The sequence below is a fragment of the Kitasatospora sp. NBC_01300 genome, from assembly GCF_041435235.1.
Classification (GTDB): Bacteria; Actinomycetota; Actinomycetes; order Streptomycetales; family Streptomycetaceae; genus Kitasatospora.
In genome coordinates, this window is record NZ_CP108408.1 from 2,722,261 (window position 1) to 2,741,499 (window position 19,239).

Annotated in this window: 15 protein-coding genes; 3 read left to right on the forward strand and 12 right to left on the reverse strand. The window is 71.7% G+C overall.

The annotated features are described in order from the left end of the window. Window positions 1-90 precede the first annotated feature (90 nt). From OG556_RS12055 to OG556_RS12085, 7 genes are all read right to left on the reverse strand, one after another. Window positions 91-2,028: a putative bifunctional diguanylate cyclase/phosphodiesterase gene (locus OG556_RS12055; RefSeq protein WP_371517063.1), complete on the reverse strand. Its 1,938-nt coding sequence runs from the start codon at window positions 2,026-2,028 to the stop codon at window positions 91-93. A 295-nt stretch (window positions 2,029-2,323) separates the two neighbouring features. Next, window positions 2,324-4,618 (reverse strand): NAD-dependent DNA ligase LigA, encoded by a 2,295-nt coding sequence (ligA, locus tag OG556_RS12060; RefSeq protein WP_371522672.1) that lies wholly within the window; start codon window positions 4,616-4,618, stop codon window positions 2,324-2,326. 22 nt (window positions 4,619-4,640) lie between these two features. Further along, the gene (locus OG556_RS12065; protein WP_371517064.1) at window positions 4,641-5,651 is read right to left on the reverse strand and encodes a methionine synthase; all 1,011 of its coding nucleotides are present in this window, start codon (window positions 5,649-5,651) and stop codon (window positions 4,641-4,643) included. Between the two features lie 35 nt (window positions 5,652-5,686). After that, window positions 5,687-6,376, reverse strand: a complete 690-nt coding sequence (locus tag OG556_RS12070) for an SDR family oxidoreductase (RefSeq protein WP_371517065.1) — start codon at window positions 6,374-6,376, stop codon at window positions 5,687-5,689. A gap of 13 nt (window positions 6,377-6,389) precedes the next feature. Continuing rightward, complete coding sequence (locus OG556_RS12075; RefSeq protein ID WP_371517066.1) at window positions 6,390-6,914, reverse strand: TIGR00730 family Rossman fold protein; 525 nt, start codon at window positions 6,912-6,914, stop codon at window positions 6,390-6,392. Between the two features lie 47 nt (window positions 6,915-6,961). Further along, on the reverse strand, window positions 6,962-8,098 hold the full coding sequence (gene mnmA / locus OG556_RS12080) for a tRNA 2-thiouridine(34) synthase MnmA (RefSeq protein WP_371517067.1): 1,137 nt from the start codon (window positions 8,096-8,098) through the stop codon (window positions 6,962-6,964). 51 nt (window positions 8,099-8,149) lie between these two features. Next, entirely contained in the window at window positions 8,150-9,331 is a 1,182-nt protein-coding gene (locus tag OG556_RS12085; protein ID WP_371517068.1) for a cysteine desulfurase family protein, read from the reverse strand. Window positions 9,332-9,612: 281 nt separating this feature from the next. Here OG556_RS12085 and OG556_RS12090 point away from each other — a divergent pair, with 281 nt between their 5' ends. Further along, on the forward strand, window positions 9,613-10,401 hold the full coding sequence (locus tag OG556_RS12090; protein WP_371517069.1) for an IclR family transcriptional regulator: 789 nt from the start codon (window positions 9,613-9,615) through the stop codon (window positions 10,399-10,401). Here OG556_RS12090 and OG556_RS12095 read toward each other — a convergent pair. Further along, the gene (locus tag OG556_RS12095; protein ID WP_371517070.1) at window positions 10,307-10,966 is read right to left on the reverse strand and encodes a trimeric intracellular cation channel family protein; all 660 of its coding nucleotides are present in this window, start codon (window positions 10,964-10,966) and stop codon (window positions 10,307-10,309) included. The genes OG556_RS12090 and OG556_RS12095 overlap by 95 nt on opposite strands. A gap of 626 nt (window positions 10,967-11,592) precedes the next feature. Between OG556_RS12095 and OG556_RS12100 the strand changes: the two genes are divergently transcribed. Further along, the gene (locus OG556_RS12100; RefSeq protein WP_371517071.1) at window positions 11,593-12,798 is read left to right on the forward strand and encodes a cytochrome P450; all 1,206 of its coding nucleotides are present in this window, start codon (window positions 11,593-11,595) and stop codon (window positions 12,796-12,798) included. Further along, window positions 12,795-14,066 carry an MFS transporter gene (locus tag OG556_RS12105; protein ID WP_371517072.1) on the forward strand — a complete coding sequence of 424 codons (1,272 nt, stop codon included), beginning with the start codon at window positions 12,795-12,797 and terminating at the stop codon, window positions 14,064-14,066. Before OG556_RS12100 ends, OG556_RS12105 begins: the two co-directional genes overlap by 4 nt. Window positions 14,067-14,186: 120 nt before the next feature. Here OG556_RS12105 and OG556_RS12110 read toward each other — a convergent pair whose 3' ends face one another. The 4 genes from OG556_RS12110 to OG556_RS12125 all read right to left on the reverse strand — a co-directional run bounded on the left by OG556_RS12110 (window position 14,187) and on the right by OG556_RS12125 (window position 19,221). Beyond that, window positions 14,187-15,233: an ABC transporter ATP-binding protein gene (locus OG556_RS12110; protein WP_371517073.1), complete on the reverse strand. Its 1,047-nt coding sequence runs from the start codon at window positions 15,231-15,233 to the stop codon at window positions 14,187-14,189. A gap of 34 nt (window positions 15,234-15,267) precedes the next feature. Further along, window positions 15,268-16,338, reverse strand: coding sequence for an ABC transporter ATP-binding protein (locus tag OG556_RS12115; RefSeq protein ID WP_371517074.1), 1,071 nt, complete (start codon window positions 16,336-16,338; stop codon window positions 15,268-15,270). Further along, window positions 16,335-17,345: an ABC transporter permease gene (locus OG556_RS12120; RefSeq protein WP_350884652.1), complete on the reverse strand. Its 1,011-nt coding sequence runs from the start codon at window positions 17,343-17,345 to the stop codon at window positions 16,335-16,337. The genes OG556_RS12115 and OG556_RS12120 overlap by 4 nt, the downstream gene beginning before the upstream one ends. A gap of 100 nt (window positions 17,346-17,445) precedes the next feature. After that, window positions 17,446-19,221 carry an ABC transporter substrate-binding protein gene (locus OG556_RS12125; protein ID WP_371517075.1) on the reverse strand — a complete coding sequence of 592 codons (1,776 nt, stop codon included), beginning with the start codon at window positions 19,219-19,221 and terminating at the stop codon, window positions 17,446-17,448. Window positions 19,222-19,239 lie beyond the last annotated feature (18 nt).

Sequence of the window (19,239 nt, forward strand, 5' to 3'; positions counted from 1 at the left end):
AACCGGTCCGGTGCTCCGTCCTCGTGGTCTTTGGACCCATCCTATGGGGCCCGGCCCGGCCACCGGCCAACGAGTAAGCGTGCGCGCCCGTCACTGCGGCCTGGTACGGGCCCAACTCTGCGTGCCCGGCGCCTTGATCTCGATCTGCGCGGCCGACACGGGCTGAGGCGCGGGCACGGCCTGGACCGTCTGAACGGCCTGCACGGCCTGCACGGCCTGCACGGCCTGCGGGAGGGTCGGAGGCAGCACGGAGGGCAGCACCGACGGGAGGGTCGGGGGCAGCACCGGCGCGATGGCCTGCTGGACCACCTGCTGGACCGCCTGCTGAACCGCCGGTTGGACCGCCGGTTGGACGGCCGGCGGCAGCACCGGCTGGACCGGCAGGCCCTGGCCCCCCTGCACCGAGTGGAGGGCCGACGGCAGCCGGCCCGGCGGGGGGACCAGCCGCTCCGCCGGCGGGGCGCCGGTGCGGTGCACCCGCAGCCAGGCGGTGGCCTGCTCGGCCGGCAGCGCCGCCGACACCAGCCAGCCCTGGACGGCGTCCACGCCCATGCAGTGCAGCCGCTCCCAGGTCTCGTCGTCCTCGACGCCCTCGGCGACCACGGTCAGGCCCAGCGAGTGGGCGAGCTCCACCGAGCAGCGCACCACCGCCGCGTCGTGGTCGTCGGCGACCATCCGGGAGACGAAGGACCGGTCGATCTTCAACTCGCCGACCGGCAGGCTGCGCAGCCGCACCAGCGAGGAGTGGCCGGTGCCGAAGTCGTCCAGGGACATCCCGACGCCGTAGCCGCGCAGTTCGGCGAGGGTGTCGGCGGCCCGGCGGGAGTCGTCCAGCAGCAGCCGTTCGGTGATCTCCAGCTGGAGCGCGTGGGCGGGCACCTGGTGGCGGACGAGGTGGCCGGCGACGCGCTGGGCGAAACCGGGGTTGAGCACGTCGCGCGGGGAGACGTTGACCGCGACCTGCACCTGGAGGCCCTGTTCCCGCCAGGAGGCGAGCTGCCCGACGGCGGCCTCCAGCACGTAGTCGGTGAGCCGGGGCATCAGGCCGCTGGACTCGGCGAGCCCGACGAACTCGTCCGGCGAGACCCGGCCCTGGCCGGGGCGCTCCCAGCGCAGCAGCGCCTCCAGGCCGACCACCCGGCCGTCGAAGGCCACCTTGGGCTGGTAGTGCAGCTGCACCTCGCCGGTCTCCAGGGCCCGCCGCAGGTCGCCGAGCAGCCCTATCCGGTACGGCGTGTCGGCGTCCTGGGTCTCGTCGTACTGCGCGACGCCGCTGCAACCGCGCTGGGCGTGGCCCATCGCCACGTCGGCGCGGCGCAGCAGCGCCTCGGCGTCCTGGGCGTGCTGCGGGTAGACGCAGACGCCAGCGCTGGCCTCCAGCACGAGCAGCAGCCCGTCCAGCCGGATCGGCGCGGCGAGTTCGGCGATCAGCGCCTTGGCGACCCGTTCCAGGCTGTCCGGGCAGTTGATGCCGGGCAGCAGCACGGCGAACTCGTCGCCGCCCATCCGGGCCACCATCGGGCGGCCGCGCCGGTAGTTCCGGGGCAGGCCGGCGAAGACGTCGTCGATGGACTCCCGGGTGGCGCTGCCGGCCGGGCCTCCGGAGCGCAGCGCGCGGTGCAGCCGGCGGGCGATGTGCACCAGCAGCCGGTCACCGGCGGTGTGACCGAGGGTGTCATTGAGCGATCGGAAGCGATCGAGATCGAGCAGGATGAGACCGACGCTGTAACCTTCCGCGCGCTCCGCGATCGCCTCCTGGGCGGCCATCAACAGGGCCTGACGGTTGGGCAGATCCGTCAGCGGGTCGGTCAGCTGGTCACGGGCGCGGTCGCGGGCGATCCGCCAGGCGGCGACCAGCACCGCCAGCGGCACCGCGAACAGCGGCAGCAGTTCGGGCTCGTACCGGTAGACCAGGACGGCCAGCGGGATGAGCGGCGCGGCACCGGCCAGCAGCACGCCGAGCAGCAGGACCGCACCTGCCACCCCCTGCGGCGGGCGTGTGGGCGCACCGCCGGTCGTACGATCCATAAGCCCTGTCCTCCGTCGGGCCCGCCCCGTCAGGCCGCCTTACGGTGAGGCACCGTGCCGGTACCGACAGCTGCCGGGCATGGAGCGACCCCGCGGAGCACCGGCTCAGCCGGTGCCCCCACCCCTGCTGACACTCTGTTGCGCTCCAGGGTATGCCGGGGTCCACCCGGTGGGCAGACTTTCGGACAACCGGAAACGCGCCACCGCGCCCGGGTGTCGCACAGTGACACAATGCCCGCTTCCACGGCGCGACACCCGGTGACGTTGCATCAGGACGATAACAAGACGGGCTCGGTCACGCTCCGCTCGGGTCGGCCTCCGGAGCGGCCTCGACGGGAGCCTTCCCGACCTCGGGCAGGCCGAGGTGGGCACGGGCCGCGGCCGCTCCGTCGGCGAGCAGCACGGCGAAGCCGGCGTCGTCCAGGACCGGCAGTCCGAGCTGAACGGCCTTGTCGTACTTGGACCCGGGGTTGTCACCGGCCACGACAAAATCTGTCTTCTTCGATACCGAACCGGTCACCTTCGCTCCACGCGAGGTCAGCGCCTCCTTGGCCCCGTCCCGGGTGTGCCCGGCCAGGGTGCCGGTGACCACGACGGTCAGGCCCTCCAGCGGACGCTCCGCCTCCTCCTCGTCGGCGGGCTCCTCGGTGAAGCGGACGCCGGCCGCGCGCCACTTCTCCAGGATCTCCCGGTGCCACTCCTCCTGGTACCACTCGACGACGGAGCGGGCGATGATCGGCCCGACCCCCTCGACGGCGGCCAGCTCCTCCTCGGTGGCCGAGAAGATCCGGTCGAGGTCCCGGAACTCCCGCGCCAGCTCCTGCGCCGCGACCGGCCCGACGTGCCGGATCGAGAGGCCGTTGAGGAAGCGCCACAGCGGACGTTCCTTCACCCTCTCCAGATTCTCCAGCAGCACGCCCGCCGTCTTCTTGGGCTCGCCCTTCTGGTTCGCGAAGAAGGTGGCCTTCTTCTCCTTGCCGGTGCGGTCGTCCAGCTTGGGCATGCCCGTCTTCTGGTCGCGGACCAGCACCTCGATCGGCAGCAACTGCTCCATCGTCAGGCCGAAGATGTCGCCCTCGTCCCGCACCGGCGCCTCGGCCGGCTCCAGCGGCTGGGTCAGCGCGGTCGCCGCGACGTAGCCCAGGCCCTCGATGTCCAGCGAGGAACGGCCGCCCAGGAAGGCGATCCGCTCGCGGATCTGCGCCGGGCAGAACTGCGCGTTGGGGCAGCGCAGATCGATGTCCCCCTCGGACATCGGGCGCAGCTCGGCCCCGCACTCGTGGCAGTGCGAGGGCATCACGAACTCCTGCTCGGTGCCGTCCCGCAGGCTCTCCACCGGGCCGAGGATCTCCGGGATGACGTCGCCGGCCTTGCGCAGCACGATGGTGTCGCCGAGCAGCACGCCCTTGGCCTTGACGACCTGCTGGTTGTGCAGCGTCGCGTACTGCACCATCGAGCCGGCCACCTTCACCGGCTCGGCCAGCACCGCGTACGGGGTGGCCCGGCCGGTGCGGCCGATGCCGACCTTGATCGCGGCCAGCTTGCCGGTGACCTCCTCCGGCGGGTACTTCCAGGCGATCGCCCAGCGCGGGGACTTGGAGGTGGAACCGAGCCGCCCCTGCAGGGCGATCTCGTCCACCTTGACCACGACGCCGTCGATCTCGTGCTCGACCGAGTGCCGCTGCTCGCCGAAGTGCCCGATGAACGCCCGCACCTCGTCGAGCGTCCCGACCACCTTGTTGTGCCGGGCCGTCGGCAGGCCCCACGCGCGCAGCAGGTCGTAGGCGTGCGACTGGCAGTCGATGTCGAAGCCGACCCGGGCGCCGATGCCGTGCACCACCATGTGCAGCGGACGGGACGCGGTGACCAGCGGGTCCTTCTGGCGCAGCGAACCGGCGGCGGCGTTGCGGGGGTTGGCGAACAGGTGGACCAGCGCCTGCGGGCGCCTGCCCTCCTTGGCGCGCTCCTCGTTCTCCGCCCGGCGGCGCTCGTTCTCCGCCGCCAGCGAGGCGTTCAGCTCCTCGAAGGCCTCGGTCGGCAGGTAGACCTCGCCGCGGATCTCGACCAGCTCGGGCAGGTCGTCGCCGGTGAGCTGCTGCGGGATCTCCTTGATGGTGCGGACGTTGGCGGTGATGTCCTCGCCGACCCGGCCGGTGCCCCGGGTCGCGGCGAGGACCAACTGGCCGCGCTCGTAGGTGAGGTTGACGGCCAGGCCGTCCACCTTGAGCTCGCACAGGTAGTGGTAGTCGATGCCGTCCAGCTCGCGGGCGACCCGGTCCGCCCAGGCCGCCAGCTCCTCGTCGTCCATGGCGTTGTCGAGGCTGAGCAGCCGCTCGCGGTGCTCGACCTTGGTGAAGCCCTCCGCGACGTCGCCGCCGACCTCCTGCGTCGGCGAGTCCGGCGTCACCAGGGCCGGGTGCGCGGCCTCGATCGCCTCCAGCTCGCGCATCAGGACGTCGAACTCGGCGTCGCTGACGACCGGGGCGTCCTGCACGTAGTACCGGGCGCGGTGCTCGGTGATCTCCACGACCAGCTCGGCGTGCCGCCTGCGCACCTCCGCAGGGACGTCCTCCCAGCCCTCGACAGCCACCACCGCAAGCCCTCCTACGTTCTCATTCCGGGTTGTCCACCAGGCTCTGCGCCGCCCGCGCCGCAAGCGAGAGCGCCTTGCGCGCGTACGCCGGGGACGCCCCGGCCAGCCCGCAGGTCGGCGTCACCAGCACGCGGCGGCCCAGCAGCTCCGGGGCGAACCCGAGCCTGCGCCACAAGGTCCTGACACCCTGGACACTACCGGCCGGGTCGGACACCTCCTGGTCAGTGGAGGGCACGACACCAGCGAGGATCGCCGTGCCCGCCTCGACCGCCTCGCCGAGGTCGTCGTCCTCCCGCTCGGTGAGGAGGGAGAAGTCGAGGGAGACCCCGGCCGCCCCGGCCCGGCGCAGCAGCGGCAGCGGGACCTGCGGGGCGCAGCAGTGCACCACGACCGGCACGTCCAGGCCGCGGATCGTCTCGCGCAGCACCTCCTCGGCGACCTGCCGGTCCACCGAGCGCAACCGCTGGAAGCCGCTGGCGGTCTTCACCGAACCGGCCAGCACGGCGGGCAGCGAGGGCTCGTCGAGCTGGAGGACCAACTGCGCGCCGGGCACCCGTCGGCGGACGTCCGCCAGGTGGCGGCGCAGTCCCTCGGTGAGCGAGCCGGCGATGTCCCGGCAGGCGCCGTGGTCGGAGAGCGCCTTCTCGCCGTGCCTGAGCTCGATGCTCGCCGCCAGCGTCCACGGGCCCACGGCCTGGAGCTTGAGCGCGCCCTGGTAGCCCTGGGTGAACTCCTCCAGCGCGTCCAGGTCCTCGCCCAGCCAGGAGTGCGCGCGCCGGGTGTCCCGGCCGGGGCGGTCGGCGAACCGCCAGCCGGACGGTTCGGTCTGTGCGAACAGCTCGACCAGCAGGCCGGCGCCGCGGCCGATCATGTCGGCGCCCGGCCCCCGGGCGGGGAGTTCGGGCAGGAACGGCAGCTGCTCCAGCGCGCCGGTGGAGGTCTTGGCGGCCTCCCGCGCGTCGGTGCCGGGCAGCGAACCGACGCCGGTGGCGGCGCCGCGCAGGTCGGGGAAGGTGTCTCCGGTGCTCACCCGCCCGAGCCTAGTGCGCCGCCGCCCCGGCGGGGTCAGCGCCCGGGGCGGACGGTGATGTCCGTGAGCTCCGCGTCGCGGGAGGCGTCGAGGGCGGCGAGGATCGCCTTCACCACCGACTCCGGGGCGATGAAGCGGTTCTCGTCGTAGGCCTTGCCCTCCTGCTGGTGCACCTTGGCCTGCATCGCGGTGGCGGTGCGGCCCGGGTAGACCGAGGTGACCCGGACGCCGTTCGCGTGCTCCTCCTGGCGCAGCGCGTCGGCGAGCGCCTTGAGGCCGTGCTTGCTCGCGGCGTAGGCCGACCACTCGGCGGAGGCGCTGAGGCCCGCACCGGAGTTGACGAACACCACGTGCCCCTTGACCAGGCGCAGCGAGGGCAGCAGCAGCCTGGTCAGCTCGGCGGGGGCGACCAGGTTGACGGCCAGGGTGCTCTGCCAGGCCTTGACCGGCAGCTCGCCGACCGCCCCCAGCTCCACCATGCCCGCGACGTGCAGGAGGGAGTCGAGCTCGACGGGCAGCGCCTGGTGGCCGAGGGCCCAGGAGAGCTTGGCCGGGTCGCCGAGGTCGCCGACCAGGGTCTTCGCCCCGGGGAAGCGCTCGCGCAGTTCGGCGGCGCGGCGGGCGTCGCGGGCGAACAGCCAGAGGTCGTCGCCGCGCTCGGCGAGACGCTCGGCCAGGACGGCGCCGATGCCGGAACCGGCGCCGGTGATCAGATGTGCAGCCATGGTGCTGATCTAATCAGGCCTTGAGCTGCTCAAACACCTGAGCCGGGGTGTCGGCGAAGCTGATCAGCTCGGCGAGCGGGCGCGGCAGGAAGCCCTCGGCGTCCATCCGCTCCATCTGTGTGCGCAGGCCCGCGTAGAAGCCCTCGGTGTCCAGGACGATCACCGGCTTGTCGAACATGCCGTGCTTCTTGAGCTCCAGCACCTCGGTCACCTCGTCGAGGGTGCCCAGCCCGCCGACCAGCACGACGATCGCGTCCGCCCGGGCGGCCAGCTCCGCCTTCCGCTCGGCGAGGTCCCCGGTCATCACCAGCTCGTCGGCGCCGACGTACGCCTTGTGCCTCAGCATCTCGACCAGCACCCCGACCAGCCTGCCGCCCGCCGCCTTCACCTCGTCGGCCAGCAGCCCCATCAGGCCGGCGTTCGAGCCGCCCCACACCAGGGTGTGCCCGCCCTCGCCGAGGAGCCGCGCGAACTCGGCGGCGGGGACGGAGTAGCGGTCGTCGAGCGAGTACGCGGAGCAGAAGACGCAGATATTCATAGTGCTACCTGGTCTATCACGCGGGCCGGGCCGCGCTCACCCCGGTTTCAGGCGCGGACGGCCGGGCGCTCAGTGCCGGCGATGGTGGCGGAGCCGACGACGCGGGTGCCGTCGTAGAGGACGACGGCCTGGCCGGGGGCGATGCCGCGGACGGGGGTGTCCAGCCGCACCCGCAGCTCGCCGTCCACGACCGACGCGCTCACCGGCACCTCCTCGCCGTGGGCGCGCAGTTGGGCGGTGTACCGGCCGTCGGCGAGCGGCTCGGTGCCGCACCAGCGCGGCCGGATCGCGGTGAGCCCGGTGACGTCCAGGCCCTCCAGCGGGCCGACCGTCACGGTGTTGTCGACCGGCGAGATGTCGAGGACGTAGCGCGGCTTGCCGTCCGCGGCGGGCCGGCCGATCCGCAGGCCCTTGCGCTGGCCGATGGTGAAGCCGTACGCGCCGTCGTGCTCGCCGAGCTTGGTGCCGTCGGCGTCGAGGATGTCGCCGGTGGCGGTGCCGAGGTGCTTGGCCAGGAAGCCCTGGGTGTCGCCGTCGGCGATGAAGCAGATGTCGTGGCTGTCCGGCTTCTTGGCGACGGCCAGGCCGCGACGCTCGGCCTCCTCGCGGATGACGTCCTTGGTGGTGTCGCCGAGCGGGAAGAGGGAGTGGGCGAGCTGGTCCGCGTCCAGCACGCCGAGCACGTAGGACTGGTCCTTGGCGGCGTCGACGGCGCGGTGCAACTGGCGCTCCCCGGACGGCAGGTCGACGATCCGGGCGTAGTGGCCGGTGCAGACCGCGTCGAAGCCGAGCGCGATCGCCTTGTCGAGCAGCGCGGCGAACTTGATCTTCTCGTTGCAGCGCAGGCAGGGATTGGGGGTGCGGCCGGCCGCGTACTCGGCGACGAAGTCGTCGATGACGTCCTCGCGGAAGCGCTCGGCGAGGTCCCAGACGTAGAACGGGATGCCGATCACGTCGGCCGCCCGCCACGCGTCCCGGGAGTCCTCGATGGTGCAGCAGCCGCGGGCCCCGGTGCGGAAGGACTGCGGGTTGGCGGACAGCGCCAGGTGGACACCCGTCACCTCGTGCCCCGCTTCGGCGGCGCGGGCGGCGGCGACGGCGGAGTCGACGCCGCCGGACATCGCCGCGAGCACGCGCAGACGGCCGGTGGACGGAGCGGTCGGGGCACCCGGGAAGTCAGTCATGGTGACTACAAGAGTACGGGGCCGCCGTACATGCCCGACCGCCCGGAGGAACTACCGCCGCACCGACGCCAGGCCCGCGTTGCGGGCCCGCTGGACGGCCGGGGCGATGGCCTCGACCAGCGCCGCCACGTCCTCGCGCACCGAGGTGTGCCCGAGCGAGAACCGCAGCGAGGCCCGGGCCAGCGCCGGGTCGACGCCCATCGCGAGCAGCACGTGGCTGGGCTGCGGCACCCCGGCCGAGCAGGCCGAGCCGGTGGAGCACTCGATGCCCTGGGCGTCGAGCAGCATCAGCAGCGCGTCGCCCTCGCAGCCGGGGAAGGAGAAGTGCGCGTTGGCGGGCAGCCGCCCCTCGGCGGCCGGGTCGCCGTTGAGCACCGCGGCGGGGACGGCGGCCAGCACGGCGGCGATCAGCTCGTCGCGCAGCGCGCCGAGCACGACCGCGTGCTCCGGCTGGCGCTCGACCGCGAGGGCCGCGGCGGCGGCGAAGCCGGCGGCGGCCGGCGCGTCCAGGGTGCCGGAGCGCACGTCGCGCTCCTGGCCGCCGCCGTGCAGCAGCGGGACGGGCGCGGCGCCGCGCGAGAGCAGCAGCGCGCCGATGCCGAACGGGCCGCCGATCTTGTGCCCGGTGACGGTGAGCGCGGTGAGCCCCGACCCGGCGAAGGAGACCGGGACCTGCCCGAGCGCCTGCACCGCGTCGGCGTGCATCGGGATGCCGTACTCGGCCGCGACGGCGGCGAGTTCGCGCACCGGCTGGACGGTGCCGACCTCGTTGTTGGCCCACATCACGGTGACCAGCGCGACCGAGGACGGGTCCCGCTCGATCGCCTCGCGCAGCGCCTGCGGGTGCACCCGGCCGAGCGGGTCGACCGGCAGGTACTCGACGTCGGCGCCCTCGTGCTCGGAGAGCCAGTGCACCGCGTCCAGCACCGCGTGGTGCTCGACCGGGCTGCACAGCACCCGGGTGCGGGCCGGGTCGGCGTCCCGGCGGGCCCAGTACAGGCCCTTGACGGCGAGGTTGTCGGACTCGGTGCCCCCGCCGGTGAGCACGATCTCGCTCGGGCGGGCGCCCAGCGAGTCGGCCAGCGACTCGCGGGCCTCCTCGACCACCCGGCGGGCCCGGCGGCCGGCCGCGTGCAGGGACGAGGCGTTGCCGACCACCCCCAGGTGCGCCGACATCGCGGCGATCGCCTCGGGCAGCATCGGCGTGGTCGCCGCATGGTCCAGGTATGGCATAACCATCCGATTGTAGAGGGCGCTCCCCGGGCCCCGTCCCGGTGTGCGCACCGATCCGGCCACCGGACGGCCACCGGACGACTCCCGGGCGTCACCCGGGCCGTTCCCGGACCGCGCGCCCACCGGACACCGGTGTCCGGCACCCGTTTGACCCGGCGCGCGGCCGAGCGGTTAGCCTGACGGACGCTTCCCGCGGACGGGCCCCGGCCCGGCCCGCGGGCACCTCCCGGGACCACGTCCCATCTCTCACTTCCCATCGGCGCGGACAGGAGCGGTGCGCCATGTCGCAGTCGGTCGACCGCGCCCTGACCCTGCTCGGGTCGCTCGGCGACGGGCCGGTCACCCTGGAGCAGGCCGCGAGCAGCATCGGGGTGCACAAGTCCACCGCGCTGCGGCTGCTGCGCACCCTGGAGGAGCACGGCTTCGCGCAGCGCCAGCCCGACCTGCGCTACCGCCTCGGCGGCCGGGTGCTCTCCCTGGCCCACCGGGCGCTGGAGGAGATCGACGTCCGGCAGGTCGCCGCGCCGTACCTGGCGGCGCTCAACGCGCGCTGCGGCTACACCGTCCAGCTGGCCGTGCTCCAGGACGGCGAGGTGCTGTACCTGGACGAGGTGGCCGGGAGCTGGGCCGGGCCGGGCGCCGCCCGGGCGTCCCGGATCGGGCGGCGGGCGCCGGCCGGCGGGACGGCGATCGGCCGGGTGCTGCTGGCCGGGCTGCCCGAGGACGGCACCCCCGCCGAGGAGCTGCCGGCCGAACTGGCCGCGGTGCGGCTGCGGGGCTGGGCGGCCGAGTCGGCCGAGCACCGGGAGCCGGTGACGTGCGTGGCCGCGCCGGTGGCGGGCAGCGGCGGCCGGACGGTCGCGGCCTGCGCGCTGAGCGCCCCGGCGAGCCAGGTGCCGCCGGCCGAACTCGCCCGGATGGTGCCGGAACTGCTCTGCACAGCGGAGGCGATCTCGCTCGCGTACGGCGGCTCGCCTACTCCTCGCTGGTGCGAGAACCGTTGCGGTGCCAGGCCCGCGGGGCGCGCCAGCCGTACTTCAACGCGAGCATCCGCAGCCCGAAGGCGGTGAGCGCGGCGGCGGTGCCGGTGGCCCCGGTCAGCCGGTCGGTGCCGATCAGCACCGCCACCAGGGCGGCGCCGACCAGGGCCGGGACGGCGTAGATCTCCCGGTCCCAGCGCAGCAGCGAGGGGATCTCGCCGGCCAGCACGTCGCGGATCACCCCGCCGCCGGCCGCGGTGACCATGCCGAGGGCGACGGCCGACACCGCGCCGAGCCCGTAGTCGTGCGCCTTGGCGGTGCCGGTGACGCAGAACAGGCCGAGGCCGAGGGCGTCCAGGGTCTGCACCGCCCGGTTGATCCGCTCGACCTCGGGGTGCAGGAAGAACACCACCAGCGCGGCGACCAGCGGGGTGATGAAGTACCCGAGGTTGCTGAACGCCGCGACGGGCGTCGCCCCGATCACCAGGTCCCGGATCACGCCGCCCCCGAGCGCGGTGACCTCGGCCAGCACCGCGATGCCGAAGATGTCCATGTTCTTGCGGACGGCGAGCAGCCCTCCGGAGAGGGCGAAGACGAAGATGCCGACGAGGTCCAGCGACTGCTGCACGTCGGAGGGAAAGATCTGCGAGGTCACCGAACAACTATGACCCGTTCGGAACCCTCCCCCCCTCCGCGTACGGCCGCACTCCGTGGCCCGCCCCGGACGCGCGGGCCCGGGCGACGACCGCCGCCGGTCCGGACACTCTGCGCAGAGTTGACGTGAACACCAAATTTCGACATATTCGCGAAATACTGCGGGTCGTGCGGTATGGAGAATACAATTCGCATTTCCTTCCCGAATTCGATGCACCCTTTGCCCGGGTTGGCTGGTTTGGGAAATTGATCCCGGAATTAACTCATGGACGGGGCCGAATGGCGGTGGTAGTTTCATTTCCATCGAGAGAAGCACTGGGGCTTCGAACATGAACAACCGGAGAGGAGACTTCCGTGCGCTACAACGACTGAAATCCCTGATGCCGATTGCACCGGCATCCCCGATGTCCGAACGTCGACAGTCCGCGGCAATGGCCGGGACATTTAGCTCGGGTAGGTGAATTTCCATGCGTTACAACGACTAATTATATTGCCCGAACCGCGGCAGAGCCCGGTATCGTCGGCGAGAATTGGCGCCGGACCCGGATACGTCCGGGTCCGGCGCGCGCTCTTGGCCCAGCGAGAACATGGGCCTCATAGGCCGTTCAAGAATCCTAGGAATTGTCCATGAAACTCCCGGTCCGCTATGACCCCCTCGACAGCTCGACCCTCGCCGACCCCTACGCGGTCTACGCGGAGCTGCGCGCGTCGGAGCCCGTGCACTGGCACGAGAAGATGCAGAGCTGGGTGCTGACCCGGTACCGCGACTGCCAGATGGTGCTGCAGGACCCCACGGTGTTCGCGACGGACTGGCGGCGTGCCGGCGAGTCGGTCTCCGAGCCGTGGCTGAGCCTGCAGACCCTCGACCCGCCGGACCACGGCCCGCTCCGCAGCCTCTTCATGAACGCCCTGCGCGCCCAGGACCTGGAGGCCGTCGGCGAGCAGGGCGAGGCCCTGGTCGGGTCGCTGCTCGACGGACTGGAGGGCAGGGCGGAGTTCGACCTCATGTCGGAGGTCGTCGAGCCGCTCGCCCTGGCGACCATCTCGGAGCTCATGGGCATCGAGCAGCCGGACGTCAGGACCTTCGCCGCGATATCGGACGCCATCGTGCGGAGCATGGACGCCGGATTGGCGCCCGAAACCGGCGGGGACGGAATCGAGACCGGTGCGGAACTCAGGAAACTCGGCATCGAGGCGCGCGGCCGACTGAGCGAAATGGTCGAGTCCTGGTTCACGGCCAATCCGCGCCCCGGACTGCTGGCCCACGTCGCCGGCAACCGCGCCGAGGTGGATGTCGCCGACTCCTTCGTCCGGAACACGGTGCGGGTCGTCTTCCAGTCCGGATACAGTTCGATCGTCGCCGGCGCCGGAAATGCCATGCTGGCGCTGCTGGAGAACCCCGACAAATTCGAGGCGATGCGCGACCCGGCGCTGCTGTCGAGCGGTTTCGACGAACTCATGCGCTACGACGCGTCGGTCCAGGGGACCAGCCGCATCGTCACCGAGCCCGTCGTCATCGGATCCGTCCAGCTCAAGCGCGGAGACGTCGTCGTGGTGCTTTTCGGCGCGGCAAACCGCGATCCCGAAAAATTCACCCGCCCCGACGAAATCATTCTGGACCGGACACCGAATCAGCACATGGCATTCGGCCGGGGCCCGCACACCTGCGTCGGAAACCTGTTCACCCAGGTGACGCTGCAGGCGCTGATCAAGGCCATTCTGCGGCGCCCCACCCGCCTGCGGACGGCCGGGGAGCCACTGCGCCAGCGCACCGCGACCATGCGCTACCTGGCGACGCTGCCGGTCACCTTCCAGGCGGCTGCCGCCACGTGACGAAAACGGATACGACCGCTCCCCCGACCCGGGCGGGCGCTGCCCGACTGGCCCTCGCCAGGGCGGTCCCGCCGGCCGGGCCGGTGCGCGGGCTGACGCTGTCCACGTTCCTGACCACCCTCGGGGACGGGCTGTTCGCCACCGTCAGCGTGCTGTTCTTCACACGGGTGGTGGGTCTGCGGATGGTGGACGTGGGCATCGGGCTCACGGTCGCCAGCCTGGCCGGCCTGCTGGCGGCCCTGCCGATCGGACACCTCTCCGACCGCATCGGGCCGCGGCGGGTCCTGCTCGTCCTCACCGTCGCCGCGGGGCCGGCGGTGCTGTGCTACCTGGCCGTCGGTTCCTTCTGGGCTTTCGCCGTCACGGCGTGCGCGGTGGGCGTCGTGCAGCGGGGCTGCCGCACGGTCCTGCCCGCCCTGGTGTCCCTGATCGCCTCGCCCGAGGAGCGGGTGACCGCGCGTGCGCACCAGCAGGTCGTGAGCAACATCGGGATCTCGCTCGGCGCGGGAGCCGCCGGCCTGGCCCTGTACCTGGACACCCGGGCCGCGTACGAGGCGATGGTGGTCGTCGCGGCGCTGGCCTACGCGGGGTCGGCCCTCGTGCTGAACCGGATGCCCGTACGGCATCCGCCGCCCGCGCACAGCGAGAAGCAGCCGCTGGGGGCGGCGCTCAAGGACCTCCGGTACCTGCGGTTCACCGGGCTGAACGCCGTGCTGTCGCTGAACGGCGCCCTCATGGAGATCGCCCTTCCGCTGTGGCTGGTCACCCACACCAAGGCACCCGCCTGGCTGTTCAGCGCCCTGATCGTCCTGAACACGGTCCTGGTGGTGATCTTCCAGGTCCAGGTGAGCTCCAAGGGCAACGACACCACCCCGGGCCTGTGGGGGCGGATCTCCCGCCTCGGCGGGTTCTTCCTCGGCTGCGCCTGCCTGCTGTACGGCGCCGCCGGCTGGGGGAACACCCTGGTCGCGACCGGCATCCTCGCCCTGGGGATGATCGCCCACACGTGGGGGGAGATGTACCAGGTCTCCGGCGAATGGGGGCTCAGCTTCCAGCTCGCTCCCGAGCACGCCACCGGCCAGTACCAGGGCGTCCTGGCCATCGGCCGCGGAGCCGCCAACGTGGCCGCGCCGGTCGCCCTGGTCGCGGTCGTCGGGGCCGGTCAGTACGGGTGGGTGGCGCTGGCGGCCGTCTTCCTCGCGGCCGGGCTCACGATGCCCGCGGCGACCCGGCTGCCCGCCGGCAAGGGCCAGGCTTCTGACGCGTGATCAGCACAGCACCGTCCCGACCGGGTTGAGAGTCCCGGACACCACGATGCGCCGCACCGGAACGACCGGCTGATGAAGCCGGTGTTCCGGTGCGGCGCATCGTGCGTGCGGCAGCGCCGGTCAGGCGTTCCCCTCGCCCGACTCGGGGAAGTGGCACGCCACCTCGTGCCCGGTCTTCAGCGCCGTCAGCGGCGGCTCCTGGCTCGCGCAGACGTCCTGGGCCTTCCAGCAGCGGGTGCGGAAGCGGCAGCCGCTGGGCGGGTTGATCGGCGAGGGGACGTCGCCCGTGAGCAGGATCCGCTCGCGGCCGGCCCGCTGGCGCCGGCGCGGGTCGGGCACCGGCACCGCGGACATCAGCGCGTTGGTGTACGGGTGCAGCGGGCTCGCGTAGAGGGAGTCGCGGTCGGCGATCTCGACGATCTTGCCGAGGTACATCACCGCGACCCGGTCCGAGACGTGCCGGACCACCGAGAGGTCGTGCGCGATGATCAGGTAGGTCAGGCCGAGTTCGCGCTGGAGGTCGTCCAGCAGGTTGACCACCTGGGCCTGGATGGAGACGTCCAGGGCGGAGACCGGCTCGTCCGCGATGATCATCTTCGGCCGGAGGGCGAGCGCCCGGGCGATGCCGATGCGCTGGCGCTGGCCGCCGGAGAACTCGTGCGGGTAGCGGTTGTAGTGCTCGGGGCTGAGCCCGCACAGTTCCAGCAGCTCCTGGACGGCCTTCTTGGTGCCGCCCTCGGGCTCCACCTTCTGCAACCGGAACGGCGCGCCGACGATGGTGCCGACGGTGTGCCGCGGGTTGAGCGAGGAGTACGGGTCCTGGAAGATCATCTGGATGTCGCGGCGCAGCGGCCGCATCGCGCCGACGCCCAGGTGGGTGATGTCGGTGCCCTCGAACTCGACCTTCCCGCCGGTCGGTTCGTCGAGCCGGGTGACCAGTCGGCCCATCGTCGACTTGCCGCAGCCGGACTCGCCGACGACCCCGAGCGTCTCACCGGCGTTGACGGTGAAGTCGATGCCGTCGACGGCCCGCACCGCACCGGTCTGGCGGCGCAGCAGTCCGCCGCGGATCGGGAAGTGCCGGGTCAGGCCGGTCACCCGGAGCAGCGGCTCGCGGTCGGGGGCGGGCGCGGGCGCGGTGGCCGTTGCCGCCTGAGTGTCCGTCATCGGTTCTCTCCAGAAAGGTGGTACGAGGCCGGGCTCACAGCCGGGGCGCGATCTCTTCGGCGAAGATGCGGTGCCGTTCGGCGGCCGGGAGGTGGCAGGCCGCGTGGTGGCCGGGCGCGGCTTCGGCCAGCACCGGGAGCTCGCTCGTGGAGCGCCCGCCGGTCCGGTCGGCGTACGGGCAGCGCGGGTGGAAGGCGCAGCCGGACGGCACGTTGATCAGGCTGGGCGGGGTGCCCTTGACCGGGACGAGGCGGTCCTGGAGTTCGCGGTCCAGGCGCGGCATGGAGCCCAGCAGGCCCCAGGTGTAGGGGTGTTCGGGCGCGTCGAAGAGGGTCTCGGCGGGGCCGCGCTCGATGCACTTGCCGCCGTACATGACCAGGATGTCGTCGGCCAGTTCGGCGACCACCCCGAGGTCGTGGGTGATGATGATGACGGCCGAGCCGAACTCGTCCTGGAGGTCGCGGATGAGGTCCAGGATCTGCGCCTGGACGGTGACGTCCAGGGCGGTGGTGGGCTCGTCGGCGATCAGCAGCGAGGGGTCGTTGACCAGCGCCATGGCGATCATGGCACGCTGGCGCATGCCGCCGGAGAACTGGTGCGGGTAGTCGTCCACCCGGCGGTCGGGCTGCGGGATGCCGACCCGGTCGAGCATCTCGACCGCGCGGGCCCGGGCCTGCTTCTTGGACGCCTGGGGGTGGTGCACCCGGTACGCCTCGACGATCTGCGCGCCGACGGTGTAGTAGGGGTGCATCGCGGTCAGCGGGTCCTGGAAGATCATCGCCATCTCGCGGCCGCGCAGTTGGCGCACCCGTTCGGGGCCGGCCGCGATCAGGTCCTCGCCGTCCAGCCGGATCTCGCCGGTGATCCGGGCCCGCTTGGTGCGGTGCAGGCCCATGATGCCGAGCGAGGTGACGGACTTGCCGGAGCCGGACTCGCCGACGATGCCGAGGGTGCGGCCCTTGTGCAGGTCGAAGCTGACCCCGTCCACCGAGCGGACCAGGCCGTCGTCGGTGTCGAAGTGGATCCGCAGGTCGCGGACGGAGAGGAAGGGGTCGCCGGACGGGGCCTGGGCGGCGACCGCCTCGGTCTTCTGGAGCTCGGTCACGAGAGCCTCACCCGGGGGTCGACGAGTGCGTACAGGAGGTCGACCACGAGGTTGCAGGCGACGATGAAGAAGGCGGCGAGCAGGGTGACGCCGAGGATCTTGGGCAGGTCGTTGTCGGCGATCGCCTGGACGGCGAAGGCGCCGACGCCCTGGAGCGAGAAGACCTGCTCGGTGATGAGGGCGCCGCCGAGGAGCAGACCGAGGTCCATGCCGAAGATGGTGATGACGGGTGTCAGCGCGGCCCGCAGTCCGTGCCGGGCGACGACCTTGCGCTCGACCAGGCCCTTGGCCCGGGCGGTGCGGATGTAGTCCTCGCTCATGGTCTCCAGCATTCCGGCGCGGGTGAGCCGGGCGTAGAGCGCCGAGTAGAGGAAGGCCAGCGAGATCCACGGGAGGATCAGGTTGCGGGCCCACATCAGCGGGTCGTCGGCGAAGTCGACGTACTGGAGGTTGTCCAGGATCGGCCACTCGTAGCTGAACAGGGTGAGCAGCACCGCGCCGGTGAAGAAGACCGGCAGCGAGACGCCGGCGAGGGAGATGCCCATGGCGATCCGGTCGAAGACCGAGCGCGGCTTGAGCGCGGAGACGACGCCGGTGGCGACGCCGGAGACCAGCCAGAGCACGGCCGCGCCGACGGCGAGCGAGAGGGTGATCGGGACGCGCTTGATCAGCTCGGGCCAGACCTCCAGGTGGTTCTTGAAGGAGTAGCCGAAGCACGGTACGTGGCAGGTGACCGGGTCCGGGCCGAACTTGTACTCGGCGCCGCTGACCAGGCCCTTGAGGAAGTTCCAGTACTGGGTGTACAGCGGCTGGTCGAACCCGAGGTTCTTCTTGACCGCGGCGATCGCCTCGGGGGAGGGGTTCTTCCCGACGTACTGCGTGGCCAGTTGGTCGGTGGTCTCGCCGGCGATGCGCGGGAGCAGGAAGAAGATCGCGAAGGTGACAGCGCTGACCACCAGCAGCAGCACGACGGCCGCGAAGATCCTGCGGATGATGTAGGCAAACACAGTTGGGCGGCTCCGGCGGCCCGCCGCCGTCCGGGGTCTTCCGGACGGCGGCGGGCGGCCGCTGCCTTCACCTGCCTTCAGGGATGTGGAGCCAGGCTCTTTACTTGGTGGTGCCGATGTTCAGGTAGTCGTACTCACCCGAGAAGCCCGAGGTGGACACCAGGTTGGTGGCGTTGTCCGGGCGGTACAGGAAGACCTTGAAGTAGGTCAGCGGGACGTAGACCGCCTGGTCCATGATCTTCTTGTCGATCTGGCCGTAGATCTTCTCGCGCGCCGACTGGTCGGTGTTGGTGATGGCGTCGTCGAGCAGCTTGTTGACCTCGGGGTCGTTCAGCTGGGCCAGGTTGCTGTTGCCGGAGGCCTTGATGGCGCGGCCGTCGGAGATCTGCTGCAGGAAGCCGTAGCCGGTCGGCCAGTCGGCGCTCCACTGCATCATCATCAGACCGATGTTGTGGTCCTGGGTGAACTGCGGGACACCGGCCGCGTCCGAGAAGTACTTGCCCTGCGCGTACTTCTGGATCTCGACGTTGATGTTGATCTTCTTCAGCGCGGCCTGGATCGCGGTCGCGGCCTGGACCTCCGGGTCGCGCTCGGTGCGGGCGGTGATCACCGTGCTGAAGCCGTCCGGCTTGCCGCAGGCCTTGAGGGCGTCCTTGGCCTTGGCCTCGTCACCCTTGTTGCCGTTGGTCGCCCAGGTGTTGAAGTCCTGGTGGCCCGGGACGTCCGGCGGGATCACCGTGTTGGCGATCTGGCCGCGGATCGGGCCGCCGAGCGTGGTCTGCACGGAGACCTTGTCGATCGCGTACTGGACGGCCTTGCGGCACTCCAGGTTGTCGAACGGCGCGACCTTGCTGTTGATCGCGACGTACGCCAGGCGGCCGCCGTAGGCGTTGTCGGTGTTCGCCTTGAGCTTCTGGTTCTGCAGGATCTGCGCCTGGGTCTGCGGGTCGACGCCGCTGCCGACCAGGTCGACCTGGGCGTTGCCCGCGATCAGGTCCTTGTCGATGGTGGACTGCTCCATGCCCATCCGGACCACGATCTTGTCCGCGAGCTGCTTGCGGATCGGGTCGGTGCTCGCGTCCCAGTTGGTGTTCGGCACCAGGGTGAGCTGCTTGCCGTCCTCGTAGGACTCGAACTTGTAGGCACCCGAGGCGACCACGTGCTTCACGTAGCCGGCGCCGTCGTCCTTGGCCTGCGGGACCGGCACGGTCTGCGGGGAGCCGACCAGGTAGTCGAAGTCCGCGAACGGCTGCTTCAGGTGGAAGACGATGGTCTGGTCGTCCGGCGTCTCGATCGAGTTCAGGCCACCGGTCTTGTCCTTGTACGGGCCCTGGTACGGGGTCTCGTTGTCGACCAGCAGGTCGTGGAAGTAGGTGGGGCCGTTGGAGTTCACGTCCGGCGCGAAGTTGGAGCGCTCGACGGCGTACTTGACGTCCTTGGAGCTGATCGCGGTGCCGTCGTCGAACTTCAGGCCCGCGCGCAGCTTGTACGTCCAGGTCAGGCCGTCCGCGCTGACCTTGCCCAGGCTCTCGGCGAGGTCCGGGACCAGCTTGTTGCCGTTCGAGCCGGCGCCCGGGGCGAAGGTGGTCAGCGGACGCCCGTACAGGCGCGAGAAGTTGTAGATGTAGGCGTAGTACGTGTTGCCCGGGTCGAAGGAGTCCGGGGCGCCCTTCATCTCGTAGGTGACCGTCCCGCCCTTCTTGTCCGAGGCGTTGACGATGCCCTTGGTGGCGGCGTCGGCACCGCCGCCACCGGCGCTGCTGCCGCTGGCGGAGGAGGACGAGCCGGAGCCCTTGCTGCCGGAGGTGCAGCCGGTCACGATCAGGACCGCGGCGGCTGCCGCCGCGGTCAGGGCGACGGTACGGGACCTGCGCATGGGTGAGATCAACCCCTT

Bases quoted from the DNA above. Each gene is read 5' to 3' on its own strand.
- OG556_RS12070 (WP_371517065.1), bottom strand. From the start codon at position 6,376: ATGGCTGCACATCTGATCACCGGCGCCGGTTCCGGCATCGGCGCCGTC.
- OG556_RS12085 (WP_371517068.1), bottom strand. From the start codon at position 9,331: ATGCCATACCTGGACCATGCGGCGACCACGCCGATGCTGCCCGAGGCG.
- OG556_RS12110 (WP_371517073.1), bottom strand. From the start codon at position 15,233: ATGACGGACACTCAGGCGGCAACGGCCACCGCGCCCGCGCCCGCCCCC.
- OG556_RS12125 (WP_371517075.1), bottom strand. From the start codon at position 19,221: ATGCGCAGGTCCCGTACCGTCGCCCTGACCGCGGCGGCAGCCGCCGCG.
- OG556_RS12090 (WP_371517069.1), top strand. From the start codon at position 9,613: ATGTCGCAGTCGGTCGACCGCGCCCTGACCCTGCTCGGGTCGCTCGGC.
- OG556_RS12100 (WP_371517071.1), top strand. From the start codon at position 11,593: ATGAAACTCCCGGTCCGCTATGACCCCCTCGACAGCTCGACCCTCGCC.
- mnmA (WP_371517067.1), bottom strand. From the start codon at position 8,098: ATGACTGACTTCCCGGGTGCCCCGACCGCTCCGTCCACCGGCCGTCTG.
- OG556_RS12055 (WP_371517063.1), bottom strand. From the start codon at position 2,028: ATGGATCGTACGACCGGCGGTGCGCCCACACGCCCGCCGCAGGGGGTG.
- OG556_RS12075 (WP_371517066.1), bottom strand. From the start codon at position 6,914: ATGAATATCTGCGTCTTCTGCTCCGCGTACTCGCTCGACGACCGCTAC.